Source organism: Mesobacillus jeotgali (assembly GCF_014856545.2).
GTDB lineage: Bacteria > Bacillota > Bacilli > Bacillales > Cytobacillaceae > Mesobacillus.
The window spans coordinates 4079173-4103664 of sequence record NZ_CP109811.1 but is presented as its reverse complement, the minus strand read 5'-3'; the positions used below and the strand labels follow the sequence as shown (position 1 = coordinate 4103664).

23 protein-coding genes are annotated in these 24492 nt (G+C 45.6%); 9 read left to right on the top strand and 14 right to left on the bottom strand.

The features are described from left to right. Positions 1 to 111: 111 nt before the first annotated feature. Positions 112 to 1953, bottom strand: coding sequence for an aldehyde ferredoxin oxidoreductase family protein (locus tag FOF60_RS21045; RefSeq protein ID WP_192470089.1), 1842 nt, complete (start codon positions 1951 to 1953; stop codon positions 112 to 114). A gap of 145 nt (positions 1954 to 2098) precedes the next feature. Between FOF60_RS21045 and FOF60_RS21040 the strand changes: the two genes are divergently transcribed. Together FOF60_RS21040 and FOF60_RS21035 are read left to right on the top strand one after the other, a co-directional pair. After that, entirely contained in the window at positions 2099 to 3127 is a 1029-nt protein-coding gene (locus FOF60_RS21040) for a ThiF family adenylyltransferase (RefSeq protein WP_413632777.1), read from the top strand. 69 nt (positions 3128 to 3196) lie between these two features. Next, positions 3197 to 4564 carry an FAD-binding oxidoreductase gene (locus tag FOF60_RS21035; RefSeq protein ID WP_192470090.1) on the top strand — a complete coding sequence of 456 codons (1368 nt, stop codon included), beginning with the start codon at positions 3197 to 3199 and terminating at the stop codon, positions 4562 to 4564. 239 nt (positions 4565 to 4803) lie between these two features. Here FOF60_RS21035 and FOF60_RS21030 read toward each other — a convergent pair whose 3' ends face one another. Next, on the bottom strand, positions 4804 to 5823 hold the full coding sequence (locus FOF60_RS21030) for a YeiH family protein (RefSeq protein WP_192470091.1): 1020 nt from the start codon (positions 5821 to 5823) through the stop codon (positions 4804 to 4806). 184 nt (positions 5824 to 6007) lie between these two features. Here FOF60_RS21030 and FOF60_RS21025 point away from each other — a divergent pair, with 184 nt between their 5' ends. From FOF60_RS21025 to FOF60_RS21005, 5 genes are all read left to right on the top strand, one after another. Then, positions 6008 to 7213: a membrane-associated sensor domain-containing protein gene (locus tag FOF60_RS21025; protein WP_192470092.1), complete on the top strand. Its 1206-nt coding sequence runs from the start codon at positions 6008 to 6010 to the stop codon at positions 7211 to 7213. A 294-nt stretch (positions 7214 to 7507) separates the two neighbouring features. Then, positions 7508 to 8884, top strand: coding sequence for an N-acetylglucosamine-specific PTS transporter subunit IIBC (gene nagE / locus FOF60_RS21020; RefSeq protein ID WP_192470093.1), 1377 nt, complete (start codon positions 7508 to 7510; stop codon positions 8882 to 8884). Positions 8885 to 8933: 49 nt separating this feature from the next. Further along, the gene (locus FOF60_RS21015) at positions 8934 to 9119 is read left to right on the top strand and encodes a hypothetical protein (protein ID WP_192470094.1); all 186 of its coding nucleotides are present in this window, start codon (positions 8934 to 8936) and stop codon (positions 9117 to 9119) included. Positions 9120 to 9263: 144 nt separating this feature from the next. Continuing rightward, positions 9264 to 10181: a DUF7916 family protein gene (locus FOF60_RS21010; protein ID WP_192470095.1), complete on the top strand. Its 918-nt coding sequence runs from the start codon at positions 9264 to 9266 to the stop codon at positions 10179 to 10181. Between the two features lie 84 nt (positions 10182 to 10265). Further along, positions 10266 to 10457 carry a hypothetical protein gene (locus tag FOF60_RS21005; RefSeq protein ID WP_192470096.1) on the top strand — a complete coding sequence of 64 codons (192 nt, stop codon included), beginning with the start codon at positions 10266 to 10268 and terminating at the stop codon, positions 10455 to 10457. A gap of 38 nt (positions 10458 to 10495) precedes the next feature. On the opposite strand, the gene FOF60_RS21000 is transcribed toward FOF60_RS21005, so the two are convergent. The 3 genes from FOF60_RS21000 to FOF60_RS20990 all read right to left on the bottom strand — a co-directional run bounded on the left by FOF60_RS21000 (position 10496) and on the right by FOF60_RS20990 (position 12480). Next, complete coding sequence (locus FOF60_RS21000) at positions 10496 to 10651, bottom strand: hypothetical protein (RefSeq protein WP_192470097.1); 156 nt, start codon at positions 10649 to 10651, stop codon at positions 10496 to 10498. A gap of 125 nt (positions 10652 to 10776) precedes the next feature. Beyond that, positions 10777 to 11079, bottom strand: coding sequence for a hypothetical protein (locus FOF60_RS20995; RefSeq protein ID WP_192470098.1), 303 nt, complete (start codon positions 11077 to 11079; stop codon positions 10777 to 10779). Positions 11080 to 11130: 51 nt separating this feature from the next. Further along, complete coding sequence (locus FOF60_RS20990; RefSeq protein ID WP_192470099.1) at positions 11131 to 12480, bottom strand: sensor histidine kinase; 1350 nt, start codon at positions 12478 to 12480, stop codon at positions 11131 to 11133. A 151-nt stretch (positions 12481 to 12631) separates the two neighbouring features. Here FOF60_RS20990 and FOF60_RS20985 point away from each other — a divergent pair, with 151 nt between their 5' ends. After that, a complete protein-coding gene (locus tag FOF60_RS20985) occupies positions 12632 to 13186 on the top strand; it encodes a PH domain-containing protein (protein ID WP_192470100.1) in 555 nt (184 codons plus the stop codon). Positions 13187 to 13269: 83 nt separating this feature from the next. On the opposite strand, the gene FOF60_RS20980 is transcribed toward FOF60_RS20985, so the two are convergent. The 6 genes from FOF60_RS20980 to FOF60_RS20955 all read right to left on the bottom strand — a co-directional run bounded on the left by FOF60_RS20980 (position 13270) and on the right by FOF60_RS20955 (position 18990). Further along, the gene (locus FOF60_RS20980; protein ID WP_264647602.1) at positions 13270 to 14031 is read right to left on the bottom strand and encodes a (S)-benzoin forming benzil reductase; all 762 of its coding nucleotides are present in this window, start codon (positions 14029 to 14031) and stop codon (positions 13270 to 13272) included. Between the two features lie 129 nt (positions 14032 to 14160). Continuing rightward, positions 14161 to 14892 carry an ABC transporter ATP-binding protein gene (locus FOF60_RS20975; RefSeq protein ID WP_192470102.1) on the bottom strand — a complete coding sequence of 244 codons (732 nt, stop codon included), beginning with the start codon at positions 14890 to 14892 and terminating at the stop codon, positions 14161 to 14163. Further along, entirely contained in the window at positions 14889 to 15587 is a 699-nt protein-coding gene (locus FOF60_RS20970) for an ABC transporter permease (RefSeq protein WP_192470182.1), read from the bottom strand. The genes FOF60_RS20975 and FOF60_RS20970 overlap by 4 nt, the downstream gene beginning before the upstream one ends. Before the next feature lie 60 nt (positions 15588 to 15647). Continuing rightward, positions 15648 to 16508 (bottom strand): ABC transporter substrate-binding protein, encoded by an 861-nt coding sequence (locus FOF60_RS20965; RefSeq protein WP_192470103.1) that lies wholly within the window; start codon positions 16506 to 16508, stop codon positions 15648 to 15650. Between the two features lie 4 nt (positions 16509 to 16512). Beyond that, positions 16513 to 17433, bottom strand: coding sequence for a helix-turn-helix transcriptional regulator (locus FOF60_RS20960; RefSeq protein ID WP_225649830.1), 921 nt, complete (start codon positions 17431 to 17433; stop codon positions 16513 to 16515). A 774-nt stretch (positions 17434 to 18207) separates the two neighbouring features. After that, a complete protein-coding gene (locus FOF60_RS20955; protein WP_192470104.1) occupies positions 18208 to 18990 on the bottom strand; it encodes an undecaprenyl-diphosphate phosphatase in 783 nt (260 codons plus the stop codon). A gap of 524 nt (positions 18991 to 19514) precedes the next feature. Between FOF60_RS20955 and FOF60_RS20950 the strand changes: the two genes are divergently transcribed. Next, entirely contained in the window at positions 19515 to 20690 is a 1176-nt protein-coding gene (locus tag FOF60_RS20950; protein WP_192470105.1) for an FtsW/RodA/SpoVE family cell cycle protein, read from the top strand. A gap of 35 nt (positions 20691 to 20725) precedes the next feature. On the opposite strand, the gene FOF60_RS20945 is transcribed toward FOF60_RS20950, so the two are convergent. The 3 genes from FOF60_RS20945 to FOF60_RS20935 are packed head-to-tail and all read right to left on the bottom strand — an operon-like array spanning position 20726 to position 24442. Beyond that, the gene (locus FOF60_RS20945; protein ID WP_192470106.1) at positions 20726 to 21790 is read right to left on the bottom strand and encodes a Ger(x)C family spore germination protein; all 1065 of its coding nucleotides are present in this window, start codon (positions 21788 to 21790) and stop codon (positions 20726 to 20728) included. Next, the gene (locus tag FOF60_RS20940; RefSeq protein WP_192470107.1) at positions 21787 to 22875 is read right to left on the bottom strand and encodes a GerAB/ArcD/ProY family transporter; all 1089 of its coding nucleotides are present in this window, start codon (positions 22873 to 22875) and stop codon (positions 21787 to 21789) included. Before FOF60_RS20940 ends, FOF60_RS20945 begins: the two co-directional genes overlap by 4 nt. A 22-nt stretch (positions 22876 to 22897) precedes the next feature. Beyond that, positions 22898 to 24442: a spore germination protein gene (locus tag FOF60_RS20935; RefSeq protein ID WP_413632776.1), complete on the bottom strand. Its 1545-nt coding sequence runs from the start codon at positions 24440 to 24442 to the stop codon at positions 22898 to 22900. Positions 24443 to 24492 lie beyond the last annotated feature (50 nt).

Sequence of the window (24492 nt, the reverse complement as noted above, 5' to 3'; positions counted from 1 at the left end):
AATATATCGACCACTTTTCCAATTATATCGACCAAGTTGCTCCATCCGCTTTTATTCAAGTCGATCAAAAAACAAAAAACCAGGCAAATCGCCTGGTTTTCTTCAAAAATATTAAACTTCTTCTGTAGCTGGAGCTGTTTCTTCGCCGATGATGCCAAGTTCGCGAAGTTTTTCTTCAGTAACAACGCCATCTTTCCAGCCGCGGACATTATAGTAGTCTTCAAGCATGATATCCATGCGAGAAACGAGTCCTTCACTGTTTCCAGAAGCGCCTTCTTCCGTGAAACGTTTTGGCAGGAAGTCATCCTCACGCTTGTTAAAGCCAGCGAGGTTATTGTAATAACGCTCAAGGTTGTAAATTCTTTCCCCTGCAAGCATGACATCATCAGCTGTCATTGGAATGCCAGTCATTGTGCTGTATTGCTCAGCATAATGCTCTGCGTTTTCAGAGAAAGAAGAGAATTTACAGATATTCATAGAGTCTGAGAATGAAAGCAGGTTCTGGAATACATTCAGAAGCTCTGCCTTGCCTTCTGCAACAGTACGGTCTGTTGGCTCAGGAATGCCGGCAATTTCAGATGCGATTGTGTAGCCGCGAAGGTGGCAGGCACCACGGTTACTTGTCGCATAGCCAAGGCCGATACCCTGGATTCCGCGTGGATCATAAGCCGGGATAGACTGACCTTTAACTGACATCGACAATTCAGGAACGCCCCATGCAGCAGTTGCACGTGCAGGACCTTCAGCAAGAATGCCGCCGAATCCTTCACGGAACGCGATTTTGCGAGCGATTTCGATCATGCCGTCTGCGTCGCCCCAGTCAAGCTTCTCTTCAACGATGCCTTTTTCGTAGGCTTCCATTGTGACAGAGATAGCATGGCCAAGCTCGATTGTATCCATACCGTATTCGTTACAGATGTCGATTAAGTATGCGATCGCTTCTGAGTCGCTCAATCCGCTATTCGCACCAAGTGCCCATGCAGATTCGAACTCAAAGCTTTCTACGCGAGTCTTATATTTGCCTTCCTTGACTTCAACCTCGATCTTACATCCGACCGGGCAAGCGTGGCATGTGTTGTTGGCAACGAGAATATGCTCGTTTACCCACTCGCCTGAGTGCTTTTCAGCTTCATCCCAGTGTGTCAATTGAGAGTTGCGCGTTGGAAGCGCTCCCACTTCATTGATCAAGTTAGTAAGGACGTTTGTTCCGTATACGGATAAGCCGCCCTTATTAGGAGCAGTCAGGCCGCCTTCAAGAATGGCTTTAACTGCTTTCTTATTCGCCTGATTGTAATCATCTTTCTGTGCCGGCTCAGGCATATTGCCTTTTTGTGCAGCTTTGATGACGATTGCTTTCAGCTTCTTGTAGCCTGCAACCGCACCAGTACCGCCGCGTCCTGCAGCACGGTCATGCTCGTTCATGAAACCGGCAAAACGCACGCCGTTTTCACCAGCCTGGCCAATTGTCATAACGCTTAGGTTTTCTTCGCCATGTGCATCCTTCAAAGACTGTACAGTCGCGCGCGTGCTCAATCCCCACAATTGAGAAGCGTCGCGGATCTCTGCCTTACCGTCTTCGATATAAAGGTACACAGGCTTGTCACTTTTGCCTTTGAAAATAACGTTGTCGATGCCAGCCCACTTCAAACGAGCTGCTGTCCATCCGCCCATGTGCGAGTCAGTAACTGTTCCTGTCAATGGAGACTTCGTTACCACTGCAAGACGTCCGCTCATTGATGAACGTGAACCTGTTACAGGCCCCGTCATGATGCACAGGATGTTTTCTTCTGACAAAGGCTCTACTTCAGGCCCGTTGTCGAGAACATACTTAACCCCAAGACCGCGGCCGCCGACATACTTTTTGACATCTTCTTCATTGATGCCACGGTAATCGACACTGCCATTTGTCAAGTCAACTACTACTTCTTTGTTTTTAAATCCCCCGAAATTCATCTTAACTAATCCACCTCTTTCATTTAGTATGGATAAAAAATAATACAAGAGGCCTATTTTCCTCTTAATCTTAAGTATAGTGAAAATTCAGCCTAAAAAAAAGCTTTATTTAAAGATATAATGAAATAGAAATGAGGGGATATGCATGATAGAAATGGAGCGTTATTCACGGCAGATTTTATTCAAGCCAATTGGAAGGGATGGCCAGGAGAAGCTATTGAAGAGCTCAGCTGTCATCGTCGGCATGGGCGCGCTGGGGACGGTGATTTCGAATCATCTGGTTCGATCAGGTGTCGGGCATGTCCGCATCATCGACCGTGACCTGGTGGAGCTTTCGAACCTCCAGCGTCAGACTCTTTATGATGAGGATGATGCGCGCGACAACCTGCCGAAGGTCGTCGCCGCTGAAAAAAAACTGAAAAAGATTAATTCTGCGATTAAAGTAGAGCCGATCATCGCAGATTTGACGCTCGACAACGCAGAGGATCTGCTTGCAGGCTTTGATGTCATTGTCGATGGGACCGATAATTTCATGGCCCGTTATCTCATCAATGATGTTGCCGTCAAACATGGCATTCCGTGGGTGTACGGAGGGGCTGTCAGTTCACGTGGGATGTTCGCCGTCATCAAGCCGGGTGAAACTCCTTGCTATCGTTGCTTGTTCCCATCTGTTCCTGCGGGACTGGGTGAAACATGCGACAGCATCGGTGTGCTTTCGCCGATTACGGATATCATCGGATCCTTCGAAGCAGTCGAGGTACTCAAGATACTCGTGGGGGCAGAGTCGAATCCGAATCTTGAACAGATGGATATCTGGTACAACTCCTTTTTGCAAATGGACGTCAGCCAGGGGCGTAATCCAGAATGCCCGGCATGTGTCCACCACAATTACGAATTTCTAGATCGTTCATCAGACCAGCAAATTAACTATGCATCCTTATGCGGCCGGAACACCATCCAGATCAATCCGCGGCAAAAAACGAAACAGGATCTGGAGAAACTGGCCAGCACCCTGAAAAATAATGGAGAGGTCAAAGGCAATCCATTTTTGCTCCGCTTCATGCCGAACGAGGAAATCACCATGGTCATTTTCCAGGACGGAAGGGTCCTCATCCATGGCACGAATGATACGGTAAAAGCAAAATCCTATTATGCTAGATACCTGGGTTCGTAACCAGTTAAAAGCAAGTTTCTGATATGCGGGATTCCAATATTCATAACTTTTTTAAAAGGGGAGATTGAAATGGCAGGCTACATAGATGAGTTGAAGAAGGTCATAGGTGAGGAACTTGTAACGGTGAATGAAACGGTTTTGGAGCTTCATGGCCGGGATGAATCATATCACGAACCGCGCCTGCCGGATGTCGTTGTATTCCCGCAGGATAAAGAGGATGTCAGCAAGGTGCTCAAATTCGCAAATGAGCGGAAAATTCCTGTCGTGGCTTTCGGATTGGGAACAAGTCTGGAAGGACATGTCATCCCGGTGAATGGCGGAATTTCTCTTGACCTTTCACAGATGAATTCCATCGTTGAAGTGAAGGAAAGCGACTTTCTCGTCAAAGTCCAGCCTGGCGTAACACGTTCTGTCCTGAATAAAGAGCTGAAGAAATATGGCTTGTTTTTCACCGTTGACCCAGGTGCAGATGCGACGCTTGGCGGGATGGCGGCAACGAATGCAAGCGGCACCACTTCAGTCCGTTACGGCATCATGCGCGACCAGGTGCGGGACCTTGAGGTTGTGCTTGCGAACGGTGACATCATCCATACCGGCAGCCTTGCAGCCAAGTCATCTTCAGGAATACATTTAAACGGCATGTTTGTCGGCTCGGAAGGAACGCTTGGTGTTATCACTGAACTTACGCTGAAAGTATATGGCATCCCAGAGGCGATCACCGCAGGGCGGGCAGTTTTTCCTTCTGTAAAAAATGCAGTCGATGCCGTGGTTGGCATTTTGGCCGGAGGCATTCCAGTGGCCAGGATCGAGTTCGTCGATGCAGAGTCGGTAAAAAAAGTGAATGAGTTCATGGAAACAGATTATGAAGAAAGCACGACGCTGTTCATGGAATTCCACGGCAACGAAGCAGGACTGGCACAGGATGTAGAGTTTGCCACTGAGATTTTGAAGGACCATGGATGCTACAACTTCCAATTCGAGGCAGACTCCAAAGCGCGCAACCAGCTTTGGGAAGCAAGGCACAATCTGCTTTACGCCTACAAACATACAGCCGGCAAGAAAAGCATCATGCTGACGGATGTCAGTGTTCCGGTTTCTGAATTGACCGGGGCGATTCTCCACACCCGTGAATTGATTGATGCTTCTGCGATTGAAGGTTCGATCGTCGGCCATGTCGGTGACGGCAACTATCACGTTTTGCTGCTGATGGACAAGGAAAACCCTGTTGAAGTAAAAGAAGGCGAACGGATCAATCAGGAAATCGTCCACTATGCACTGAAGCGGGGAGGCACCTGCACAGGAGAACATGGTGTTGGCCTGGGGAAAGCAAAATATCAGCGATTAGAGCATGGCGCTGCCTATGATGTCATGAAGTCGATTAAGAAAACCCTCGATCCGAACGGAATTCTCAATCCTGGGAAGATCTTTGTGGAATAATCCAAATGAAATGGGGTTCAGGCTAGGGTTCGGACAACTTTCCGGATTGAAACCCCAAAGCTGTCTGAAGTAGCCCCGGGTTCGGACAACTTTTCGGATTGAAACCCCAAAGCTGTCTGAAGTAGCCCCGGGTTCGGACAACTTTGCGCATCTTAACTTCAAAGCTGTCCGAAAAGTCCCTGGCTCGTCCACAATCACGCCAACTTTTCCTCAATCTGTCCGTCTGAACAATCGCTCACCTACAGCATTAGCACCACCAATAAGTACCCAAACACCGAAAGCAGCACAGATCCTGCAAGTCCTGCTGTCAGAGCCTTTCCACCCATTTGCCTGAATGATTTGAAGTCAACATTCAAACCGAGTCCTGCCATGGCCATGCCGATGAGCAAGTAGGCGAGGCTGACGATGGCTGACGCAGCGCCATCACTGACAACTCCTGTGGTATTGAATGCACTCACCGCAAGGAACCCAAGGATAAACCAGGGAATCGGGAGGTTAGCCAGCGTCATTTTTTTACCAGCTTCACCGCTTTCTTTTCGCTGCAGAAGGAACCCTATCAAAATAGCAACTGGAACAAGCAGCGCAACCCTGGTCAATTTTACGATAATGGCGAGGTCGAGTGCTGCCTGGCCAGCCGGGTCGGCAGCGGCTACGACATGGGCGATTTCGTGCAAGGTTCCTCCCGCAAAAACACCATAATCGAGCGCATTCAAGTCGAGATAGGAGAAGATCAAGGTATAAAGAATGGTAAAAATCGTTCCAAGCACAGCAACATTGGCTGCACCGACAGCCGTTTCTTTTTCATTTGCCTTGATGACTGGAGCGATCGCAACGACAGCCGCCGCTCCGCAAATCGCAGTGCCGCAGGCAGTCAGGATGCCAAGCCTTTTCTCGACCTTAAAGAGCCGGCTTAATCCATAAACAGCGATTAAAGCGAAGGTAAGGTTCGCGAATGCGATCAAAAACACCGTCGTTCCGGCATTGTATATATCATAGAGATTCAGCCTGAATCCAAGCAAAATGATTCCGAGGCGAAGCAGCTTTTTGCTGGAATATGAGGCACCTTCCAATAGTCCGCTGTTCACTCCGACAGACGCCCGCCATATCATTCCAAGCATGATGGCAATGACAAGCTGTCCCAGGATCGCGAAGAATGGAAGGCCAGCGATCAAGCGCGCGGCCAGTGCCAGAACCAGGGTTAAGGCAATGCCCTTGAAGACAGGCACGCTAAAACGGGGCAAAAGTTCTTTCATTTTCATGATTACACGTCCTTCAAATCTATCTAACTACCACTTTACCGAATAAAAGAAAAATAGCAAAACCCTTATATGTATTTGGCCGGAATTGTCAATATTCACAAAACGGCTATATGTACGCTAAGCAGGGGGCGCGGATGGTGCTTATAATAAAGGTAATTATATCCTCCCTAAGCAGGTGAGCAAAATGGAGAAGAGCATGTCGGAGGGAAGGTTTCTCGTTTACATTGTAGCTGCGGTCATGCTTTTGATGCTGATCCATCTCTATCATGCCGACCTTTCGTCCTATTTGAATCCTGAAAATTATCTTGCCATCCATACGATTTTGGAATTTTTCAGTATTGCTGTTTCCTTTTCAATCTTTTCATACGGCTGGAAAGTTTTCGGTATTTCGAAATCCCGGAAAATCCTGATGCTGAGCTTTTTATTTTTCATAGTCGGAATGCTCGACTTATTGCACACACTTACTTTCAAAGGGATGCCCTTTTTTATAACCGAAAGCTCGATTGCGAAGGCGACATGGTTCTGGGTGACGGCACGCAGTATTGAAGCATTGATGATGGTGCTTGTCCTCATGTTGCCCGAACGCAAGCTGCAGCAGGATCCAAGGCGTATCTGCCTGGCAATTTGTACAGGTGTTATAGGTGTCATCATGTTCGTGATTTTCAAGTATGAACAAAGCCTCCCGCTGCTCGTCATTGAAGGCAAAGGGACAACCATCTTGAAAAACCTCATAGAATACGGTGTCAGTTTCCTTCACTTCATCTCTATTGTCATATCGCTTTATTTTTATAACGAAGGCAAGAACGGCCAGCATCTGTACGTAGCGCTGGCATTCACGTTTCTTTTTTTATCTGAGCTCGTGTTCACCATTTACCAGAGCGTTTATGATATCGATAATTTTACTGGACATTTATACAAGGCGATTGGCTACTTTTTCATCATGAGAGGATTTTACTTTTCGGCGATTGCGGACGACAGCTTTCTGAAGGACCCTCCCGAAAAGTTATGGAGGAGAACCGAGGAAATGATCCATAGCCACTATGGGATCATTTTTAAGCTGTCAAAGCAGGGAAATGATTTCATCCACCACATTGTCGGCGGCGGACTGCTGGACGACCTAGGCTTCACCCCGAATGATATCAATGGCAAGACCCTTGGTGAATTCCTGCCCGAAAAAGCGGGAAGAATTGAACGATACTATGACTGTGTCTGGAAAAATAATGAGAAGATTGTTTTTGAAATTGAAATTGGCGGAAATACGTATGCGATCTCGCTCATGCCTGTTATGAATAATGGCGAGGTAGTGGAGATTGCCGGAGCTGTCATGGGAATAGTCCGGTATTCACGGCTGGACCGCTGCTCACGAAATACAAAGGCAAATGCCTTGTGAGAACTGAATGAACCTGCAGAAATGCGGGTTTTTTGTTTGTGGATAGCTCCTGGTGCACCGTGGAATTTTATAAAAATATGCGAATAAGCTATTAGTATCAGCCCTGTCCAGTTTCAAGGGTGACGAACTGAAGAAAGGAGAGCTCATCATTCCGGAAGTCATCATTAAAAATAGTCTTTTTATAGGGTATTCTTTAGGGAGTCGAAGTGTTAAACTGGGAATGTGTTTACAAATTTCTACAATGTCCACGGATAAATGTAAGCACTTACAATTTTGACGGAAGAGGTGTTGAAGATGCTAGGATTCTTACAAAGGATCGGGAAGGCGCTGATGCTTCCCATCGCTGTTTTACCTGCAGCTGCATTATTGCTGCGTCTTGGGCAGCCGGACTTATTGGATATTGCTTTTATTTCTGCGGCAGGTGACGCAATTTTTGCCAACCTTGCACTATTATTCGCGATTGGTGTGGCAGTTGGTATTTCAAAGGATGGGCACGGTGCAGCCGGTCTAGCTGGTGCGATTGGCTACTTTGTTTTGACAAAGGGCGCAGGTGCTGTCAACGAAGAAATCAATATGGCGGTGCTTGGCGGGATTTTATCCGGGGTCATCGCGGGCTTGCTATACAACCGTTTTCACGATATTAAACTGCCGGACTGGCTTGGCTTCTTCGGCGGCAAGCGTTTCGTTCCAATCATCACTTCATTGGTGATGATCGTTTTAGCCGGTATTTTTGGCTATGTTTGGCCGCCAATTCAGGAGGGCATCAACAATGTCGGTGAATGGATTGTTGGCGCGGGTGCAGTTGGAGTAGGCGTATTCGGTTTCTTGAATCGTTTATTAATTCCAATGGGTCTTCACCATGTTTTGAACACACTTGTCTGGTTTGAGTTTGGCGAATTCACGAATGCGGCAGGGGAGATTGTAAAAGGTGACCTGAACCGTTTCTTCGCCGGTGACCCTGATGCCGGTATCTTCATGAACGGGTTCTTCCCAGTCATGATGTTCGGTCTTCCAGCTGCTGCATTCGCGATGATTGCCGCGGCGAAAAAGGAGCGCAAAAAGGCTACTGCCGGAGCGCTAATCGGATTAGCCTTCACATCATTCCTGACAGGAATTACGGAGCCTATCGAATTCTTGTTCATGTTCCTGTCTCCTGTACTTTATGGAATCCACGCTGTATTAACTGGTTTGTCCATGTCCATCACCTACATGCTGGATATCCACCATGGATTCGGGTTCTCAGCCGGTGCGATCGACTATGTGCTGAACTACGGAATCGCGCAAAAGCCTTTGCTGCTGCTTGGTGTCGGCCTCGTTTATGCAGTTCTGTATTTCGTGATTTTCTACTTCCTGATCATCAAGCTTGACCTCAAGACTCCAGGACGCGAAGACGAGGTTGAAGGCGAGTTCACAGATAGCGGTTCTTCAAAAGGGAATTACGCAGAGCTTGCAGATCACTACCTTGCAGCATTAGGCGGCAAAGGCAATCTCAAGGATCTGGATAATTGCGTAACCCGTTTGCGTTTAAAAGTAGACGATATGGCAAAAGTAAATGAAGCAGAGCTCAAGCGCCTGGGCGCAAAAGGCGTTTTGAAACTGAATAAAACAGACCTTCAAGTCATTGTCGGAACCGATGTAGAGTTTTTGGCCAATGAGATGAAGCGGAAATAGAAAAGCGGAGGCGACTGCCCAACTCCGACTAGCGTTGGAGGGCCTGACATTGAAGTCGCTCTTTGACTTCATTGGCAGGACCGAAATCGAAAAGTATAGCCGACTGCCCAGAAACGCAGAAACTGGAGACTCCGACAAAGAAGCGCTTTTTGCTTCTGCCGGCGGAGTTGAAGTTTCGGAGTTTCTAGGAGGCGACACCAGACAAACGTCTCGAGGAGTTAGGAGCCGCAGCTAGACACTAATCTAAGTGTAAAAATTTATACTTTTGAGTTAGCTAGACAGACTTGGCGGCATTTCACCGCCAGGTCTTTTTTTACAGGCTATCTAAATGGAGAAATTGGTGAACTAGAACCTATACATAAAATGGAGGGATATAATCATGAAACGTCTGCTTGACTGCACAGCCTCAGATTTTGAACAAATGACAGGACAGGGTTTGAAAAAGGCGATCATTGCTTCGGAGGGGCGGACGATTTTATCTGAGGTAATCGGAGCATTCTCGCCGCTTTACCCTGCCGTGACGAATGCGGAACTGGCTGCCGCGTTTGGCGCAGACCTGATCCTGCTGAATTTCTTCGATGTAATGAATCCTTCGATTGAAAGCTTGCCAGAAGCAGAACCTGCGGAAGTAATCACCCAATTAAAAAAGCTCATCGGCCGTCCTGTTGGCTTGAACCTTGAACCGGTTGACCTCGAGGCGGACAAACTTGAGGCGCTGCAGCAGCTGCCTGAAGGAAGGATTGCTACCGATGCTTCCCTCAAAAGAGCGGAGGAGCTTGGCTTCGATTTCGTCTGCCTGACAGGCAATCCTAAAACAGGCGTGACGAATGCCGAGATCACGAAGGCGATTGAGAGAGCCAGGGCAGCGTTCGGCCCAGATGGTTTGATCATTGCGGGAAAGATGCATGGTGCAGGGGTGGCTGGTGAGACGGGAAGCACAATGATGACGGAAGAAACCTTGCATAGGTTTGTCGAAGCAGGTGCTGACATTATCCTGATTCCTTCGCCAGGCACAGTACCAGGTTTTACGGTTGAAAAGACGGCTAAGCTAGTTGAGCTCGTCCACCAAAAAGGAGCGCTAGCAATCCTGACGACAGGTACTAGCCAGGAGGGGGCGGATGAGCAAACGATCAAACAAATTGCCCTGAACAGCAAGATGGCCGGAGCCGATCTCTACCATATTGGGGACGCCGGGGCAGGAGGAATCGCGTCACCTGAGAACATTATGGCCTATTCCATTGTCGTACGCGGCAAACGGCATACTTATGTCCGGATGGCAGCTTCTGTCCGCAGGTAATTCCTGATTTTTCTAGTTCGCCTTAGCCATTATCCGGGTAAAAGTAAAGTCCAAGGCTGATACTAGCATCAGGAGGGATACACCATGGAAAAGGATAAGTTTGTTAATATTGATTCAAACGCAAAGCCTGTCAATCCAGGTTCTGAAGAAGAACAAAGGGAAACATCGGAAGCGAACATGAAGCTCCAGGAGGCTTTTTACGATGAAAATGAAAGCAACGGAGTCGATCCTGCTAACCTGAATAACCAGACAGCCATTCTGACAGATATGGACTAAAAGCCGGCAATTGTTTGCCGGCTTTTTTCATGGTCACATTAATGGTGACGATCGGTTTTATCACTCTGGTCTTTGTTGTGTTTGTTTCCCTTGCTGTTGTCGCCGCTTGTCAATTCGCCGGAAAACTCGGCCATCTGGTTCCCGAGCTTGGGAGAATTTTGGTTTCTGCTGCCTTTATTGAACTTCTTCGTCATTACAAGCCCTCCTTTTAGTGAGTACAATCTTAGTTTTCCCGGTAAAAGGGTGGCAATATGTAAAACTTTTTAACCGAGGTTAGGCATAATAAAAAGGCAGCCTGCACACAGCTGCCCATTATCACTTACTTTTCAATTAGTCGGTCAATCTCTTCCTCGCTTACTAACTCAACCTCTGCCAGACCTTTCAGCTCCTGTATCAGGCTGTTTGCTTCCTCATACAGTGTGTCATCGGTAAATACTTCTGAGTAGTAGAGCGTGTTGTCAAGGATTGCTTTCACATGGAGCCTCGTGCCGGATTCTGTGTCTTCGTCACCCAAAGTGACGGCGGAGCGTGAGGTCTCGTGCTGATTGAGCAAAACTCTGTTGCCATTGCTGTCTTTCTTTACAGCTTCAACAATTTCCACCAACGAATTAACTTGTTTCAATGACATCACCCCTCTAGTTATGTATTCCATGTTTCAGGATTTTAAAACCAATCAGATCATGATTTCGAAAGTTGTGCCCTTGCCAAGCTCGCTGCTGAGAATGATTTTTCCGCCATGCGCTTCCACGAGCTCTTTTACGATTGCAAGCCCTAGCCCTGAACCTCCTAAAGCACTTGACCGTGATTTGTCGACACGGTAAAACCGGTCAAAAACCCAGGCCTGATCTTCTTTAGGAATTCCTTTTCCTTCATCCTTCACGATGATATAAACTGCGCCATTCTTTTTAAAAACCTGCATTGAAGTCGCAGTACCTTCATCAGAATACTTTCTTGCATTATCAAGCAGATTAATGATGATTTGTTCAAAGCGGGTAGGGTCGGCCTCGATATAGACTTCCCCAGGACAGTCAAAATTAAGCGCGATATTTTTTTCGCTGAAAGACGGTGCCATCCTCGTGTGTATTCCACGCATGAATTCACAAAGCTCAACACGTTCTTTTTGGATGGTAAAAGTGTTTTCGTCCATTTTGGCGAGGTCAAATAACCCTTTGATCAGACCGGAAAGCTTCGTTGCTTCTTCATGGATGATTTGAAGGTAATGACTTGTGTCCTCTGTTGCTGTCCCTGCTTTGCCCGCTATGTCCGCATAGCCTTTTATATAGGTGAGAGGGGTCCGCAATTCATGGGAAATGCTCGCGAGGAACTCATTGCGCTGCCTTTTCATGTGGCTCAGGTCATCTGCCAGTACCTGGATCGACTCTGAAAGCTCTCCCAATTCATCGTTTCCACGGCGCGGCAGAGTAACGGAATAGTCGCCCTGGCGAATTTTATAAGTCGCTTCATTCATCCTAATGACTGGCTTGGTGATGAACCTGGATAGAAAAAGGGTAATCACAGCCATTGATATCAGCAGCAGGATTCCGGCAAGCCAGAAGTGTTTATTCAGCTTGGCAATCAGGCTCTGGACGCGCTGTGTGTTCTTGAACATATAAACAGCACCATTGTTCTCCAGGGGACTGACTGACGCTATATATTGCCTGTCCTGCCAGTCATCCTCTAAAATCAAGCCAGTCCGCGGTACATCCGAAGGTGTTTCTTTAATGATATCCTGTATGGAGTTATCGATCGGGACCGAAGAAGAAACAATTGCGCCTGTTCGATCAGTGATAATGACATGGGTATCCGTCTTTGATTCCATGATCGTAATATGGTGAATGGTTTCCTGGCTATAGGAAGTTTCCAGGATATCACGATGATTATTTCCCCGCGTTTGCAGGGAAGCCAGCTCCTCGTCAATCCTCGAATGGATGATAGAAGAATGAAGGTAGTAGAATAAGAAACCTTCGACCAGCAGTATCGTTATGAAAAAAACCGCCCCGATTTTAAAAGAAATCCGATCCATTTACGCCACTCCCATTATCAATCTTACCCCATCATACTAAAAAAGTATCCAAAAATAGAGCAGAATAAATGATTAATATATGGAATAAATTGGTTTATGTTTGTGTTTAATGGGTAATTTATCCAAGTGTATATTATGGAGGAGGGGAAACATGGAGAGGGATTTTTACTTTTCAAAGATAAGAATTGCATTTCTCTTTGCTGTTATTGGCCTTATGACCATTGGTTCTTTCATCGGGTTTATAAGTATGCTGTCCGAGCCGGAAGGGAATGGCATGGGGATAATTCTGTTTGGTGCGCTGATCATCATACTGGGATGGAGCCTGTTATTTTTAGGGAAAACATTCTTTGAAAAAGAAGCGAATGTGACGATCAGTGATAAAGGACTGACATTGCGAGGCAAAGCAGGTCCTGGTTTTATTCCATGGGAGGATATCGAAGGGCTTCTGCCATACGAGGTACATAATAATGCCACTTTGGGCATTATCTTAAATGATGAAGCTAAGTACATCGACTCGATGCCAAAAGGCGGACAGCGTCTGGCGAGATTGAATGTCAGGACAGGATTCCCCGCTTTCAATATCGGGTTAAGCAATATCAAGAAAAAACAGGAACTGCTGGACCTTTTGCTTGAAATGAATATTCCCTTTTTCATTGATTCTAATGGAGAAGAGCAACTTGACCAGGCGAAGGAAACGAATATGTGAATGAAGAAAGCGAAGAAGCAGTGCTCCTTCGCTTTTTGGCTTCCTACTTCTATATCCACTGTCCACCAGGACTGCGCTAAATACTAAAGCAAATCATTCACTTTATAAATTCTTCCGTTTTCGAGGTCATTGTCCAATACAAGATTCACAAGTGCTTCGGCAACAGTATCCGGGCTGCGTAGACTGCCGCTTTCTTTATAATTCCTGAAAGTATCGACATCAGCGAATGATTCTTCAGAAGAAGAGCGGATCGTCATCTGCATATCGGTGTCCATCAGACCGGGACTGAAGGCGATGACCTTGCTGCTGCTCTCGCTGTTCTTGAGCTCAAGGCCTGCGGTCATTGTGAACATATTGACAGCGGCTTTCGTGCTGCAATAAATGCTCCACCCCTGGATTGGCCTCTCACCAGCGCCAGATGTTACATTCGCGATCACTACCTTGCTGTCGGCTTCCTTTGCTTTTTGTAAAAACAAATTACTGATCAGAATTGGTGCTGTTAGATTAACCTGGATATTTTTCTGCACCAAAGACGCATCGAGCTCTCCTGCAACGTCAATCGGTTCGATGATTCCAGCGTTATTAATCACATAAACAGCTTCCGCCTTTTTAAAAACATCATCTGCAATTGCGGCGAATACACTTAAGACCTGGTCCTCTGAGCTAAGGTCGCAGCTGTGATGGGTATATCCCGCCCCGGATTGTTCTGCAGCCTGCTTTAATGAATTGTTCTCACTCCGGGACACGGTGATCACATGAATTCCCTCAGACACCATTTTCTGTGCTGCAGAAGCTCCGAGCCCTCTTGAAGCACCTGTGATGATTGCATATTTCAATATATACACTCTCCTTTATGTTAAAATAATGCTTGCATTGAATCATACTATATCCGGAATTTTATAGCTAAGGATAATAGACTATTTTGACTTCCATAAAAAAACAGCATGGCTTTCTGCAGCCATGCTTGAAACAATCTAATTGAGAAGGCTTTTCCAATCATTTATAAAAGTGGATGTCGATGTGTTGGGGGATGACAACACTTCTTCTGTCGGACCGGTCTGCTTCAGCTCGCCATCCATCAGGATCGCCAGCGTTCCGGCCAGGTATTTCAATTCCATAAGGTCATGGCTGACAAAAACGGTCGTCGTTTTCGTCTGCTGGATGATCGACTTGATTTCCTTCAATAACTGGATCTTTGTGGGGAAGTCCAGTGCTGAGAATGGTTCATCCAAAAACAGGACCTCTGGCTCGAGGACCATGGCCCGTGCGAGATTGACACGCTGGGCCTCACCGCCAGACAGATGGGCAGCCTGTTTTTTAGCAAGATGGCTGATGTGGAATTTATCGAGCCAATAGGCGACCTTGTTTTTCACTTCCTGGCGTGGAAGATTCCTGAGCTTCAGTCCTACCGCGATGTTCTGGAAAACAGTCGTATCAAGAAGGAGCGGCTGCTGCATCGCGACAGCGAACTTTCTCCGCGCCTCCAGTGTCAGGTCAACCGTGATATCGCGACCTTTTAAAAAAATCGATCCATGGGCAGGTTTTTCAAGCATCGATAACGCTTTGATGAACGTGCTTTTTCCTGCGCCATTCGGTCCCATGACCCCAAGGACTTCCCCCTCTTGAATCTCAAAATGGGGGATGGAAAGCAGGGTTTTCTTCCCGGCTCTCACTTCTAAATTTTTCACAGTAATCAGTGGGGTCATAGGCTCCGCTTCCTTTGCTGTAAATAAGTCAAACTGAATGTAATGATGAACGCCAGCGTCATCAGGATGAATGAAAGTGCCAGGGCAATATCAAAATTGCCTTTCGAAACTTCCATGACAATTGAGGTCGTAAGGATTCGCGTCTCGCCGCTGATATTGCCGCCGACCATCATCGCAGCTCCTACTTCGGCAATGACCCGGCCGAACCCGGCGATAATGGCCGCAAGAATCGCCAGCTTTACCTCTTTCATTAAGATCCAATAAAGCTGAATTTTCGTCGCTCCAAGCGCTTTCACCTGTAAGATCAACTTCGGATTGATCTGCTGAAAGGCCGTGCTTGTCAGCGCTGTGACAATTGGCAATGAAACCAGGATTTGCGCGAGAATGATCGCTGTCGGCGTATAAAGCCAGGACCAATCGCCAAGCGGGCCTGACCGCCACAGGAAAAGGGTGATCCACAGGCCGGCAACGACCGGAGGGAGGCCCATGCCAATATTGATGATGGCAAGGATGAACCGCCTCCCTGGAAAACGGGCGAGACCGAGGAACATACCTGTTGGAATACCGATCAATGTGCTCACAAGTACGGCAGAAATCGACACCCTCAATGTCAGCAAGGTAATTTCAAGAATCTCCGGATCGCTCGACAGAATCATCTCTATAGCTTTTTTTAATCCTTCTAGTAAAAGTTCCATGCGCAATCAGGCTTTCCTTCTAAATTTTCTGCATAATACGATTATACATTACCGGTGCTCTTATTCGAACAAGAAGAAGAGAGGCTCACCGTATTCATCCACACCGAAATCCTTGATGATATTCTTTGTGCCTTCGGCAGTCATGAATTCAACGAATGCTTTCGCACCTTCTGCATTTACTTTTTCATGCTTATCATCGTTGACCTGCATAACGTGATAAATGTTCAGCAGACTCTCATCGCCTTCTACCAGAATTTCCGTGTCAGGCATGTTTTTCTTTTGCGCCAGGAAAGTCGCGCGATCTGTCAGTGTATAGCCTGTTTTCTCTGAGGCAATCTTGAGTGTTGCACCCATGCCCTGCCCAGCCTCGATATAGGCATCACCAAGTGCTTTCGGATCCAGGGAAGATTTTTTCCAAAGCTCTAGTTCTTTTTTATGTGTTCCGGAATCATCACCGCGTGATACAAATGAAGCTTTTGATTCAGTGATTTTCGTCAATGCCTCAGCAACAGATAACCCCTTTATCTTAGCTGGGTCTTCAGCAGGGCCGACAAGGATGAAATCATTGTACATGATTTTCTGGCGGTTAATTGCATCGCCGCTCTTAACAAGCTCTTCTTCTGCAGCAGGAGCGTGGACAAGCAGAACATCCGCTTCGCCGCGCGTTCCCATTTCAAGCGCCTGGCCAGTACCGACCGCAATTGTTTTTACATTGTAGTTGTTTTCTTTTTCGAATTCAGGCAGTAACACATCAAGCAGCCCGCTGTCCTGGGTACTGGTTGTAGTCGCGAGAATCAGGTCTGTTTTTTCTTCTTTTGGAGCCTTTTCTGGTTCATTGGCAGTAGAATCAGAATCTGAACATCCGGTTACAAGAGCTAACATAAGAACGAATAAGATAGAAATTAAATTTTTCAGTTTCATTGTTTTATGCCTCCGATAAATGGTTTCCATAGATGATTTTTCCGAATTCCTCAGCATCATAGCCATCAAGGTCCGCGATGCTGTCCTTGAAATTAGTGAGCTGGATCAGGTCAATCAAATGTTTGATCGCATCTTTGTTTCCGGGAGTCCAGCGGAATACAAGATCAAACTGTTCCTTAGTGAGCGGGATGAAATCTAGTCCAAGCTGGCTTGCTGCGCATCTGATTCCGAAGGCAGCATCGGCGGTGCCTCTGCTGATATGTGCCGCCGCACCCAGGTGAGTCCATTCCTCATTTTGATATCCTTTTAATGCTGCTGGTTCCAATTTTTCAGTCGCAAGGAATGAATCGAGCAGGAAGCGGGTTCCGGCACCTTTTTGCCGATTGATGATCGTGACATCATCCCTAGCCAAGTCTTTGACTCCGGCGATGTTCTTTGGATTTCCTTTTGCGACGATCATGCCCTGTTCCCTTGAAGCAAGTCTCATCACCGTAATCGGCTCATGGACAAAAAGCTGGCGGATGAAGGGAAGATTGTATTGCTGCGATGCCGGGTCGAGCAAGTGGACCGCAGCGATGTCGGCACTGCCTCTGTAAAGCATCATCAATCCTTCCAGACTGCCGATGTAGGAGGGAGTGATTGAAAGTCCTGTTCCTTCAGACGCTATGTACTTTACCAGCTGTTCGACAAGGAAATCATGGCTGCCTGCGAGCTGCAAAGAATGCTGGGCTGCCGCCTTTGACTCCTGTGTTTTTACTGGGTTTGCGGACATGCTGGCTTTATATCTTTCAAACTCGCTTTCTTCAATCCGCATTTTATTGCCTACTTTAAAGGCTGCAAGATCGCCACGCTTAATCATTTCATAGACAGTATGCTTGGAAATTTTCAGCATGGAAGCGATTTCATCGGGAGTGTAAATTTGCAAATGGTTTCCCTCCTTTTCATCCTAAACTAAATATAATAGAATATTTAGTAGATGGGTATACTTTTTGTTTAGTTTTGTTAAGTTTCGTTTAGTTTTGTCATGTTTTAATCACATGTTGTTCACAATTTCAGACGGAGGAGGTTATTTTTTCCAAATATAACCTTCGCAAAATACTCCGGGCAGTATTGTATATTTATTATTGATACCATGGTAAACTAAGCACTAGACAGATTTGATGAAGAAAGGAAAAGGGAGAATGCAGATTTCAGATAAAGCGCGCGACATTTTAAAAGAGATCCTCGCTGAGCGCAACGCAGAAGGTATCCGCGTATACTTCGGCGGCTTTGGCTGAGGAGGCCCGCAGATTGGTCTGGCTCTGGAGGAGCCGGAAGAAGATGATCATGTAACAGTAATCAACGAAATCCAAGTCGCAATCGAATCCAATATCGTCGACTATACTCAAGGTATGGCACTTGAATATGACGAGTATCGTGAAGGTCTTGTCCTGATGGGCGGAGACGGCGGCTGCTGATAAAATGAAAAATGCACACCACTTTGTGAATGGTGTGCATTTTTTCGTGATTGTGGGAACTGGAAAAAAACAGCTGGAATTTCCAATTCGCTATAAAAATGGGATTTTCGCTATAAAACAGAGAAACTCGCTATAAAAACGAAAAAGTCGCTATAAAACAGAGAAACTCGCTATAAAAACGAAAAAGTCGCTATATAAAATAAAAACTCGCTATAAAATTCAGATTTCCGCTATAAAAAGTTTTAGAACTGCCCGCTATACTGAAAATACAACACAACCAGCCCCATTACCCACACATAAATCGCAAAAGGCTTCAAAGAATGTTTTTTCAAATAGCCAATCATCCATTTTACCGCAATATAACCGAAAATCGCTGCTGAAATGATCCCAATCAACAACGCCTGAATCGAAATCGTCTCACTTCCGCCGCTGAAAAGATCTTTTCCTTGCAAAACGATAGCGCCAAGAATCGCAGGAGTTGAAAGCAGGAAAGAGAAATAGGCTGCTGTCTCGCGGTCGAGCTTACGCCAGAGCGCCGCAACAATCGTTAATCCGGAACGGGAAATCGCAGGAAAAATTGCCGCTGCCTGGAAGCTGCCAATCACCAGCGCATCTGTATAGCTGATATCGTCCATCTTTTTGCGGCCATTTTTGATTGAGTCGGCGAACCACATCAATGTCCCGGTAATCAGGAATTCCCAGCCAATCGTCACGCCGGTTTTTGATATCTCATCAAAGTAATCCTCAAACAGTAATCCGACCACGACAGCAGGCAGCGTGCCGACAACAAGGAGGAAGGTCAGTTTCCCAAACGGATTTTTCAAAATCTTGATAAACTCGTATCTATAAAACACAAACACTGCCAGCAGCGTACCTACATGAAGCATCGTATCGAGCAGGAGGCCGGCCTTCTCAAGACCGAACAAATTTCTGCCAAGATAAAGATGCCCGGTACTGCTGATCGGCAAAAACTCAGTCAGCCCCTGGATAATCCCAAGGATGAAAGCTTCAATTTTTGATAGCATACAGAATCCCCACTTTTTCAAAGACTTTGTCCCTTACAAAGCTATGAAACATGTCCCATCTCTATGCACGTAAATTTACAGGTGACTCGATGACGGACACAAATCCCGGGAAAATTAGAAAAACTGTCCATCATCGAGACCATGACGGACAAAAATCCCGGGAAAATTAGAAAAACTGTCCATCATCGAGGCCATGACGGACAAAAATCCAGAGGAATGCAGAAAAACTGTCCATCATCGAGGCCATGACGGACAAAAATCCAGAAGACAGCTGCAAATCTGTCCGTCATTAAGGCACAAAAGTTAAAAAGGAAACCTCATCCATTTCCCTCCGCCAAATTGCCTGAATAAAAATATTTTGATATGTAATAATAACCATTTCATAGTCAGAAGTTGTGATTTATTGTCGAAAAAAATATAATGAAGTATTGAACAGTTCTTCATTTAGGGCTCAATTCTATGCCTTAATAAAAGCTTACTCAAATGTCAGATGGAATCTGCCTTCATATAAAAGGGGAATAAAAATGACTTCGAATCCTAAAACGAATTCCCGGCTCGACTATGGGCTGGTTACGATATTGATCTTATTATTTCTGTCAAGCTGCATCGCCATTTACAGCGCCCAGACGACGGGGCAGTATGGCTCTGAAAACTTTTTGATCAAGCAAATCATCTGGTACATAATAGGTGCTGGCATTATTACCGCGGTCATCACCCTTGACTCCGATCAGCTGCAAAAATTGAGCTGGTATGCGTATGGTTTTGGGCTGGTCCTTCTGGCAGGGCTGATTGTCGCACCTTCAAGTATTGCTCCTGTCATCAATGGGGCGAAAAGCTGGTACAGGGTGCCAGCAATGGGTACCCTTCAGCCTTCCGAGCTGGTGAAGGTGTTCATCATCCTGGCACTTGCTCGGGTGATTGTCGACCACCATCAGAAATATCGGCTGAAATCGATGCAAACAGACTTCTGGCTTTTGATTAAAATCGGTATTGTCACGATGGTGCCGCTCTTGCTCGTCATGCAGCAGCCTGACCTTGGTACATCGCTTGTTTATATTGCCATCATGCTTGGGATGATTTTTATCTCGGGCATTACCTGGAAGCTGCTTGTGCCTATTTTTGGGACAGGCCTGACACTGATTTCAATCATATTTTATTTTGTGATCTGGAAGCCTGAAATTCTCGAAAAATATCTTGGTGTAAAGGAATATCAATTTGGCCGGATCTATTCCTGGCTTGACCCTTATAATTACCAGAGCACGACCGGGTTTCAGCTGACGAGGTCGCTGCTGGCCATCGGTTCAGGTGAAACAGTGGGGAAGGGCTATGGAACAAGGGAAGTGTATCTGCCTGAGAGCCATACTGACTTCATCTTCAGCATCATTGGCGAGGAATTCGGCTTCGTTGGAGCGAGTATCATCGTAAGCTTGTTTTTCCTGCTCATCTATCAAATCACCAAGATTGGCATGGAAACAAAAAACGATTTCTACACTTACATCTGTGTCGGCGTCATCAGCATGATCACTTTCCACGTATTCCAGAATATCGGCATGACAATTGGCCTTCTGCCAATCACGGGTATTCCTCTGCCATTTATCAGTTACGGGGGAAGCTCGTTAATGGGAAATATGCTCGCTGTTAGCCTGATTTTCTCGATTCGGTACCATTACAAGAAATACATGTTCTCAACTACTGCATAAAACAAAAGAGGGTGCCATAGGACACCCTCTTTCATTTACTCAACAATCCCTACCTCAGTTATGATCACATCAGTTTTAACATTCACCGTTAAATTCTTATATTCATCTTCCCATCTTTTAAAATCGAAGCCTCTTGTTTTAGTTTTAATAAACTGGCCAAACCCGACTGGATCTATCCCCATTTCCTGAAAGTCCTGTATCATTGCGGTGGCTTCTTTATTGACTTGGTCCTCGAATTCCTTTTCAATCTTCTTGATCACTTCAGGTGTCACAATTTTTCCGGTATACTCACGAATAAGTCCATTAATCTCGATTTCTAAGTCTATAACATAGGGTTCCCGTTTCCTTAGTTTGAGCTTATTTTTTGAATCCAAATCTTTAACTGAGACATCCTTGTCATCCACTTCCAGTTTAAATGAGCCTTCGCTGAATTTATCAGTAAGAAGCTTAAAGAAGAACATTTTATCGGAAGGCAATTGACTCACCATTTTGTCATCCTTGAATAATGCGATTCCCGTAATGTCAATTACTTCAGGCTCCTCTTTTTTCAGGATAGGGAGATAGGGGTCTTGTCCCTCCTGATATAGTTCAAACAAATAGAGATGCATGTTGGTAACCGGCAAATTACGAGTTTCAGTATTGTGTTTGATTAACTGTGATAAATGAATGGCATTCCCTCTGTTTCCATATGTTCCGGATAAAATTTCTTTTGCCTTGTCATCTGCAACGGCAAAATATACCCTGGCACCGATGCTTGGGTCGCGTTCAAAAGCATCGATGAAATCCCTGATTCCCTTTTTAGCAATTTCTTCACCAAAGATGGCAATTTCCAGGGAGCCTGTTACGATGGGCTGTGCTGACCTTCGCTGAATCTCCTGAAATAAATCCCTGTTGCTCGAAGCTGTTGCGGAAAAGGTAAAATTACCAATTTTCTTATCGGGGTTAAAAATAGGGACCATGATCGTGCCCTCTATTTCATCATCTTTCTGGTCATAACCCACGCCCATTTCGATATTAACGTCATCAATAATTTCCTTCTCGACACATCCTGTAAGCAAAAGGGAAAAAAACGAAAGTATGACCAAAATCCTATTCATCATTTATTTTTCACCTTCTTGGCAATCAATGTTGCGATAAATAAAAAAGGGACATAGACGAAGGTTACACTGAATCCAATTCGTGCGACCCAGTCATTCAATAAGTTTATTTTAGCCCTTGTATCCAAAAAAGGAATGGCGATCAAGCAAATGAGTGCGAGGGCAATCACTCCTTTTTTTTGCCGCAGCTTAAATGATCTTTTTAAAATCATGCTGGCACCCCAAAGAGCAATACAGATATTCGGGAGGATAATCAGGTTCCAGTTAGCAATTCCGATATATTCAAATCGTTCAACAAAGGGCATGCTGACAATTTTCCACATTTCAAGTGTTGCCCAGATGGATTTAGCCAGTTGTGCTTCTGAAAAATAAGTAAAAGTTATAATCGCCATTATGGTATAAATAATGGTCGTTATAAAGACAGCTAGATGGGCCCATTTTTGTGATTTAGGTGCATCCTTGATAAATGGATAGAAAAATAGCGGTATTTCAAACCCGATATACGTAAGGGACATATTGAACGCACTTAAAGCCATGTCTTTTAAGGAATGATCGAGTATGGGCAGCAGATTCCTGAATTCTGCATACCTGAGTGCAAAGCCAAACGTCAGCAGCAAATAGCTGGGAAGGACGATACAGAAAAAAGCTATACCGGTTACGGTCCGAAAACCGCCAAAAACGATATACACTGAGAGAATCAAAAAGACAAGGCTGTACCAGAAAGGGCTGATCTCAGGGAACATCCATACCTGGACGACTTCTAGATAAGTCCTTAAGACAGCCAGTGCAAATATCAGCAGGTAGACGATGAAGACCGTACTTAGGAGGTTGCCGATTTTTTTGCCGAAAACATAAGCATGGACTGCCACGATATCTCCTTCAACCGTCCCGCAAATTTTATAGATCATCCAAACGATGACATGAATGCTTAAGCCAGCAGCAAGAACTGATATCCATGCATCATAACCTGCATTCTTCGCGATGATGCGCTGGTAGCCAAGAACCCCGATGCCGATCTGCATGGACATAATCAGGTAGAGAACGAGAAATGGTGATACTTGCAATCTTTCAGGTATTGGCTGCTGCATGCTTTTTCAAAACCTCCAATGCTCACTCATCGATGTCCTTTTTTTGCTTTGCCTTTTTCTCACTGAAACGGACTGGATTTTCTGTTCTTAAATATTGAGGCCGATTATACTGCATGGTAAAAGGCAGCCGAATGATCGCATCTTTGAAATCCTTCACCCTAGGAGGATACAAAGGCTCCAGGAAAGGCCTGCCCAATGATGTAAGGCGAAGCAAGTGGGCCAGGAGGAACGAAAAGGAAACGATGATTCCCAGCATTCCCCAAAGTTCAGCGAAGAACAGGAACGGGAAACGCAGCAGCCTGATTGTATTGCCCATCCGGTAAACTGGTGTGGTGAAAGACGCCAGCGCTGCCAGTGCGACAATGATCAGCAGGACATTACTCGTCAGGCCTGCTTCAACGGAAGCCGTCCCAATTACAATTCCGCCTACGATACCGATTGTCTGGCCGACCTTGGTTGGCAGGCGGGCCCCGGCCTCACGCAATAGCTCGATCGTCAACTCAAGGAACAACGCTTCTAGGATAGGAGGGAGCGGAATCTCCCTTCTTGACGTAATCAATGTACTTAGCAGGTCCTTCGGGATCAATTCATAATGATAGGAAAGGGCTGCTACATAAATCGGTGTGATCAGGATAGAGAAAGCAACGGCGAATAGACGGATCAGCCGGAAAAAAGAAGACAATAAATAATTAAGGAAATAATCTTCGAATGATCCGAAGAATTCTACTAAGGTCGTTGGCCCGATTAATGCGTGCGGTGAACCATCTACAAGGATGGCAACTTTACCTTCTGCAAGTATTGCCGCAATACGGTCTGGCCTTTCTGTATCAAGCAGCTGCGGAAAGGGAGAGTTCTGGTTATCTGAAATCAGCTGGACGATATAGGAGCTATCAGTGATTTCATCGAATTCAATCTCTTTGACCCGCTGTACAACAGTATTGACGTTATCTTTATTTGTAATCCCATCAATATACAGGATGGCCACACCTGATTTGGAAAGGGAGCCTACCGTGTAATTTTCGATGACCAGCTCTTTTACAGGAACCCTTTTGCGAATCATATTAAGGTTATGGTCAATCGACTCTACAAAGGATTCCTTTGGCCCGATTACACTGAACTCTACCTCGGGCTGTGCAACATTTCTGACCACTTCTTTTTGGGCTGCAATAAAAGCGAAATATTTTTGTTCACCCTCCAGAGTTAAAAGGACGTACCCATTAAACAATTTAGTCTCAATATCCTCATTTTTATCTGATACCTGGACATCAGCAATAGGGATCAGGCTTTTAACATCTTCGATTTCCGTTAATTCGCCTTCCAGCAGATAGGGGAGGGCATTATTCTGAAGGATGCTTTCATCTACTAAAGTTGACATAAAAGAGAAACAGAATTTTTTTTCTGATTTTTGATTCACGTAAAAAGTCTTTTTAAAATCATGTGACTTTAAAAGCGCTTTTTCCCATTCGTGCTCATTGAGATATTGCTCAGGCTTCTGTCCTTCTGTATCTTGTCGTGCAGCTTCCTTCTCAATTTCTTGCATTAGTTTTTTCTTGAATGGATGTCTCATTGTTAATCTCCGCCAATCTGGATTTACACTTATTCTTTCCGGAAATGGGA

Coding starts and splice junctions, on each gene's coding strand:
- FOF60_RS21040 (WP_413632777.1), top strand. CDS start 2,099: ATGATAGAAATGGAGCGTTATTCACGGCAGATTTTATTCAAGCCAATT.
- FOF60_RS21035 (WP_192470090.1), top strand. CDS start 3,197: ATGGCAGGCTACATAGATGAGTTGAAGAAGGTCATAGGTGAGGAACTT.
- FOF60_RS20965 (WP_192470103.1), bottom strand. CDS start 16,508: ATGAAACTGAAAAATTTAATTTCTATCTTATTCGTTCTTATGTTAGCT.
- FOF60_RS21000 (WP_192470097.1), bottom strand. CDS start 10,651: ATGACGAAGAAGTTCAATAAAGGCAGCAGAAACCAAAATTCTCCCAAG.
- FOF60_RS20990 (WP_192470099.1), bottom strand. CDS start 12,480: ATGGATCGGATTTCTTTTAAAATCGGGGCGGTTTTTTTCATAACGATA.
- FOF60_RS20935 (WP_413632776.1), bottom strand. CDS start 24,442: ATGAGACATCCATTCAAGAAAAAACTAATGCAAGAAATTGAGAAGGAA.
- FOF60_RS20985 (WP_192470100.1), top strand. CDS start 12,632: ATGGAGAGGGATTTTTACTTTTCAAAGATAAGAATTGCATTTCTCTTT.
- FOF60_RS21005 (WP_192470096.1), top strand. CDS start 10,266: ATGGAAAAGGATAAGTTTGTTAATATTGATTCAAACGCAAAGCCTGTC.
- FOF60_RS20975 (WP_192470102.1), bottom strand. CDS start 14,892: ATGACCCCACTGATTACTGTGAAAAATTTAGAAGTGAGAGCCGGGAAG.
- FOF60_RS21010 (WP_192470095.1), top strand. CDS start 9,264: ATGAAACGTCTGCTTGACTGCACAGCCTCAGATTTTGAACAAATGACA.
- nagE (WP_192470093.1), top strand. CDS start 7,508: ATGCTAGGATTCTTACAAAGGATCGGGAAGGCGCTGATGCTTCCCATC.
- FOF60_RS20955 (WP_192470104.1), bottom strand. CDS start 18,990: ATGCTATCAAAAATTGAAGCTTTCATCCTTGGGATTATCCAGGGGCTG.
- FOF60_RS20945 (WP_192470106.1), bottom strand. CDS start 21,790: ATGATGAATAGGATTTTGGTCATACTTTCGTTTTTTTCCCTTTTGCTT.
- FOF60_RS21045 (WP_192470089.1), bottom strand. CDS start 1,953: ATGAATTTCGGGGGATTTAAAAACAAAGAAGTAGTAGTTGACTTGACA.
- FOF60_RS20940 (WP_192470107.1), bottom strand. CDS start 22,875: ATGCAGCAGCCAATACCTGAAAGATTGCAAGTATCACCATTTCTCGTT.
- FOF60_RS21025 (WP_192470092.1), top strand. CDS start 6,008: ATGGAGAAGAGCATGTCGGAGGGAAGGTTTCTCGTTTACATTGTAGCT.
- FOF60_RS20970 (WP_192470182.1), bottom strand. CDS start 15,587: ATGGAACTTTTACTAGAAGGATTAAAAAAAGCTATAGAGATGATTCTG.
- FOF60_RS21030 (WP_192470091.1), bottom strand. CDS start 5,823: ATGAAAATGAAAGAACTTTTGCCCCGTTTTAGCGTGCCTGTCTTCAAG.
- FOF60_RS20950 (WP_192470105.1), top strand. CDS start 19,515: ATGACTTCGAATCCTAAAACGAATTCCCGGCTCGACTATGGGCTGGTT.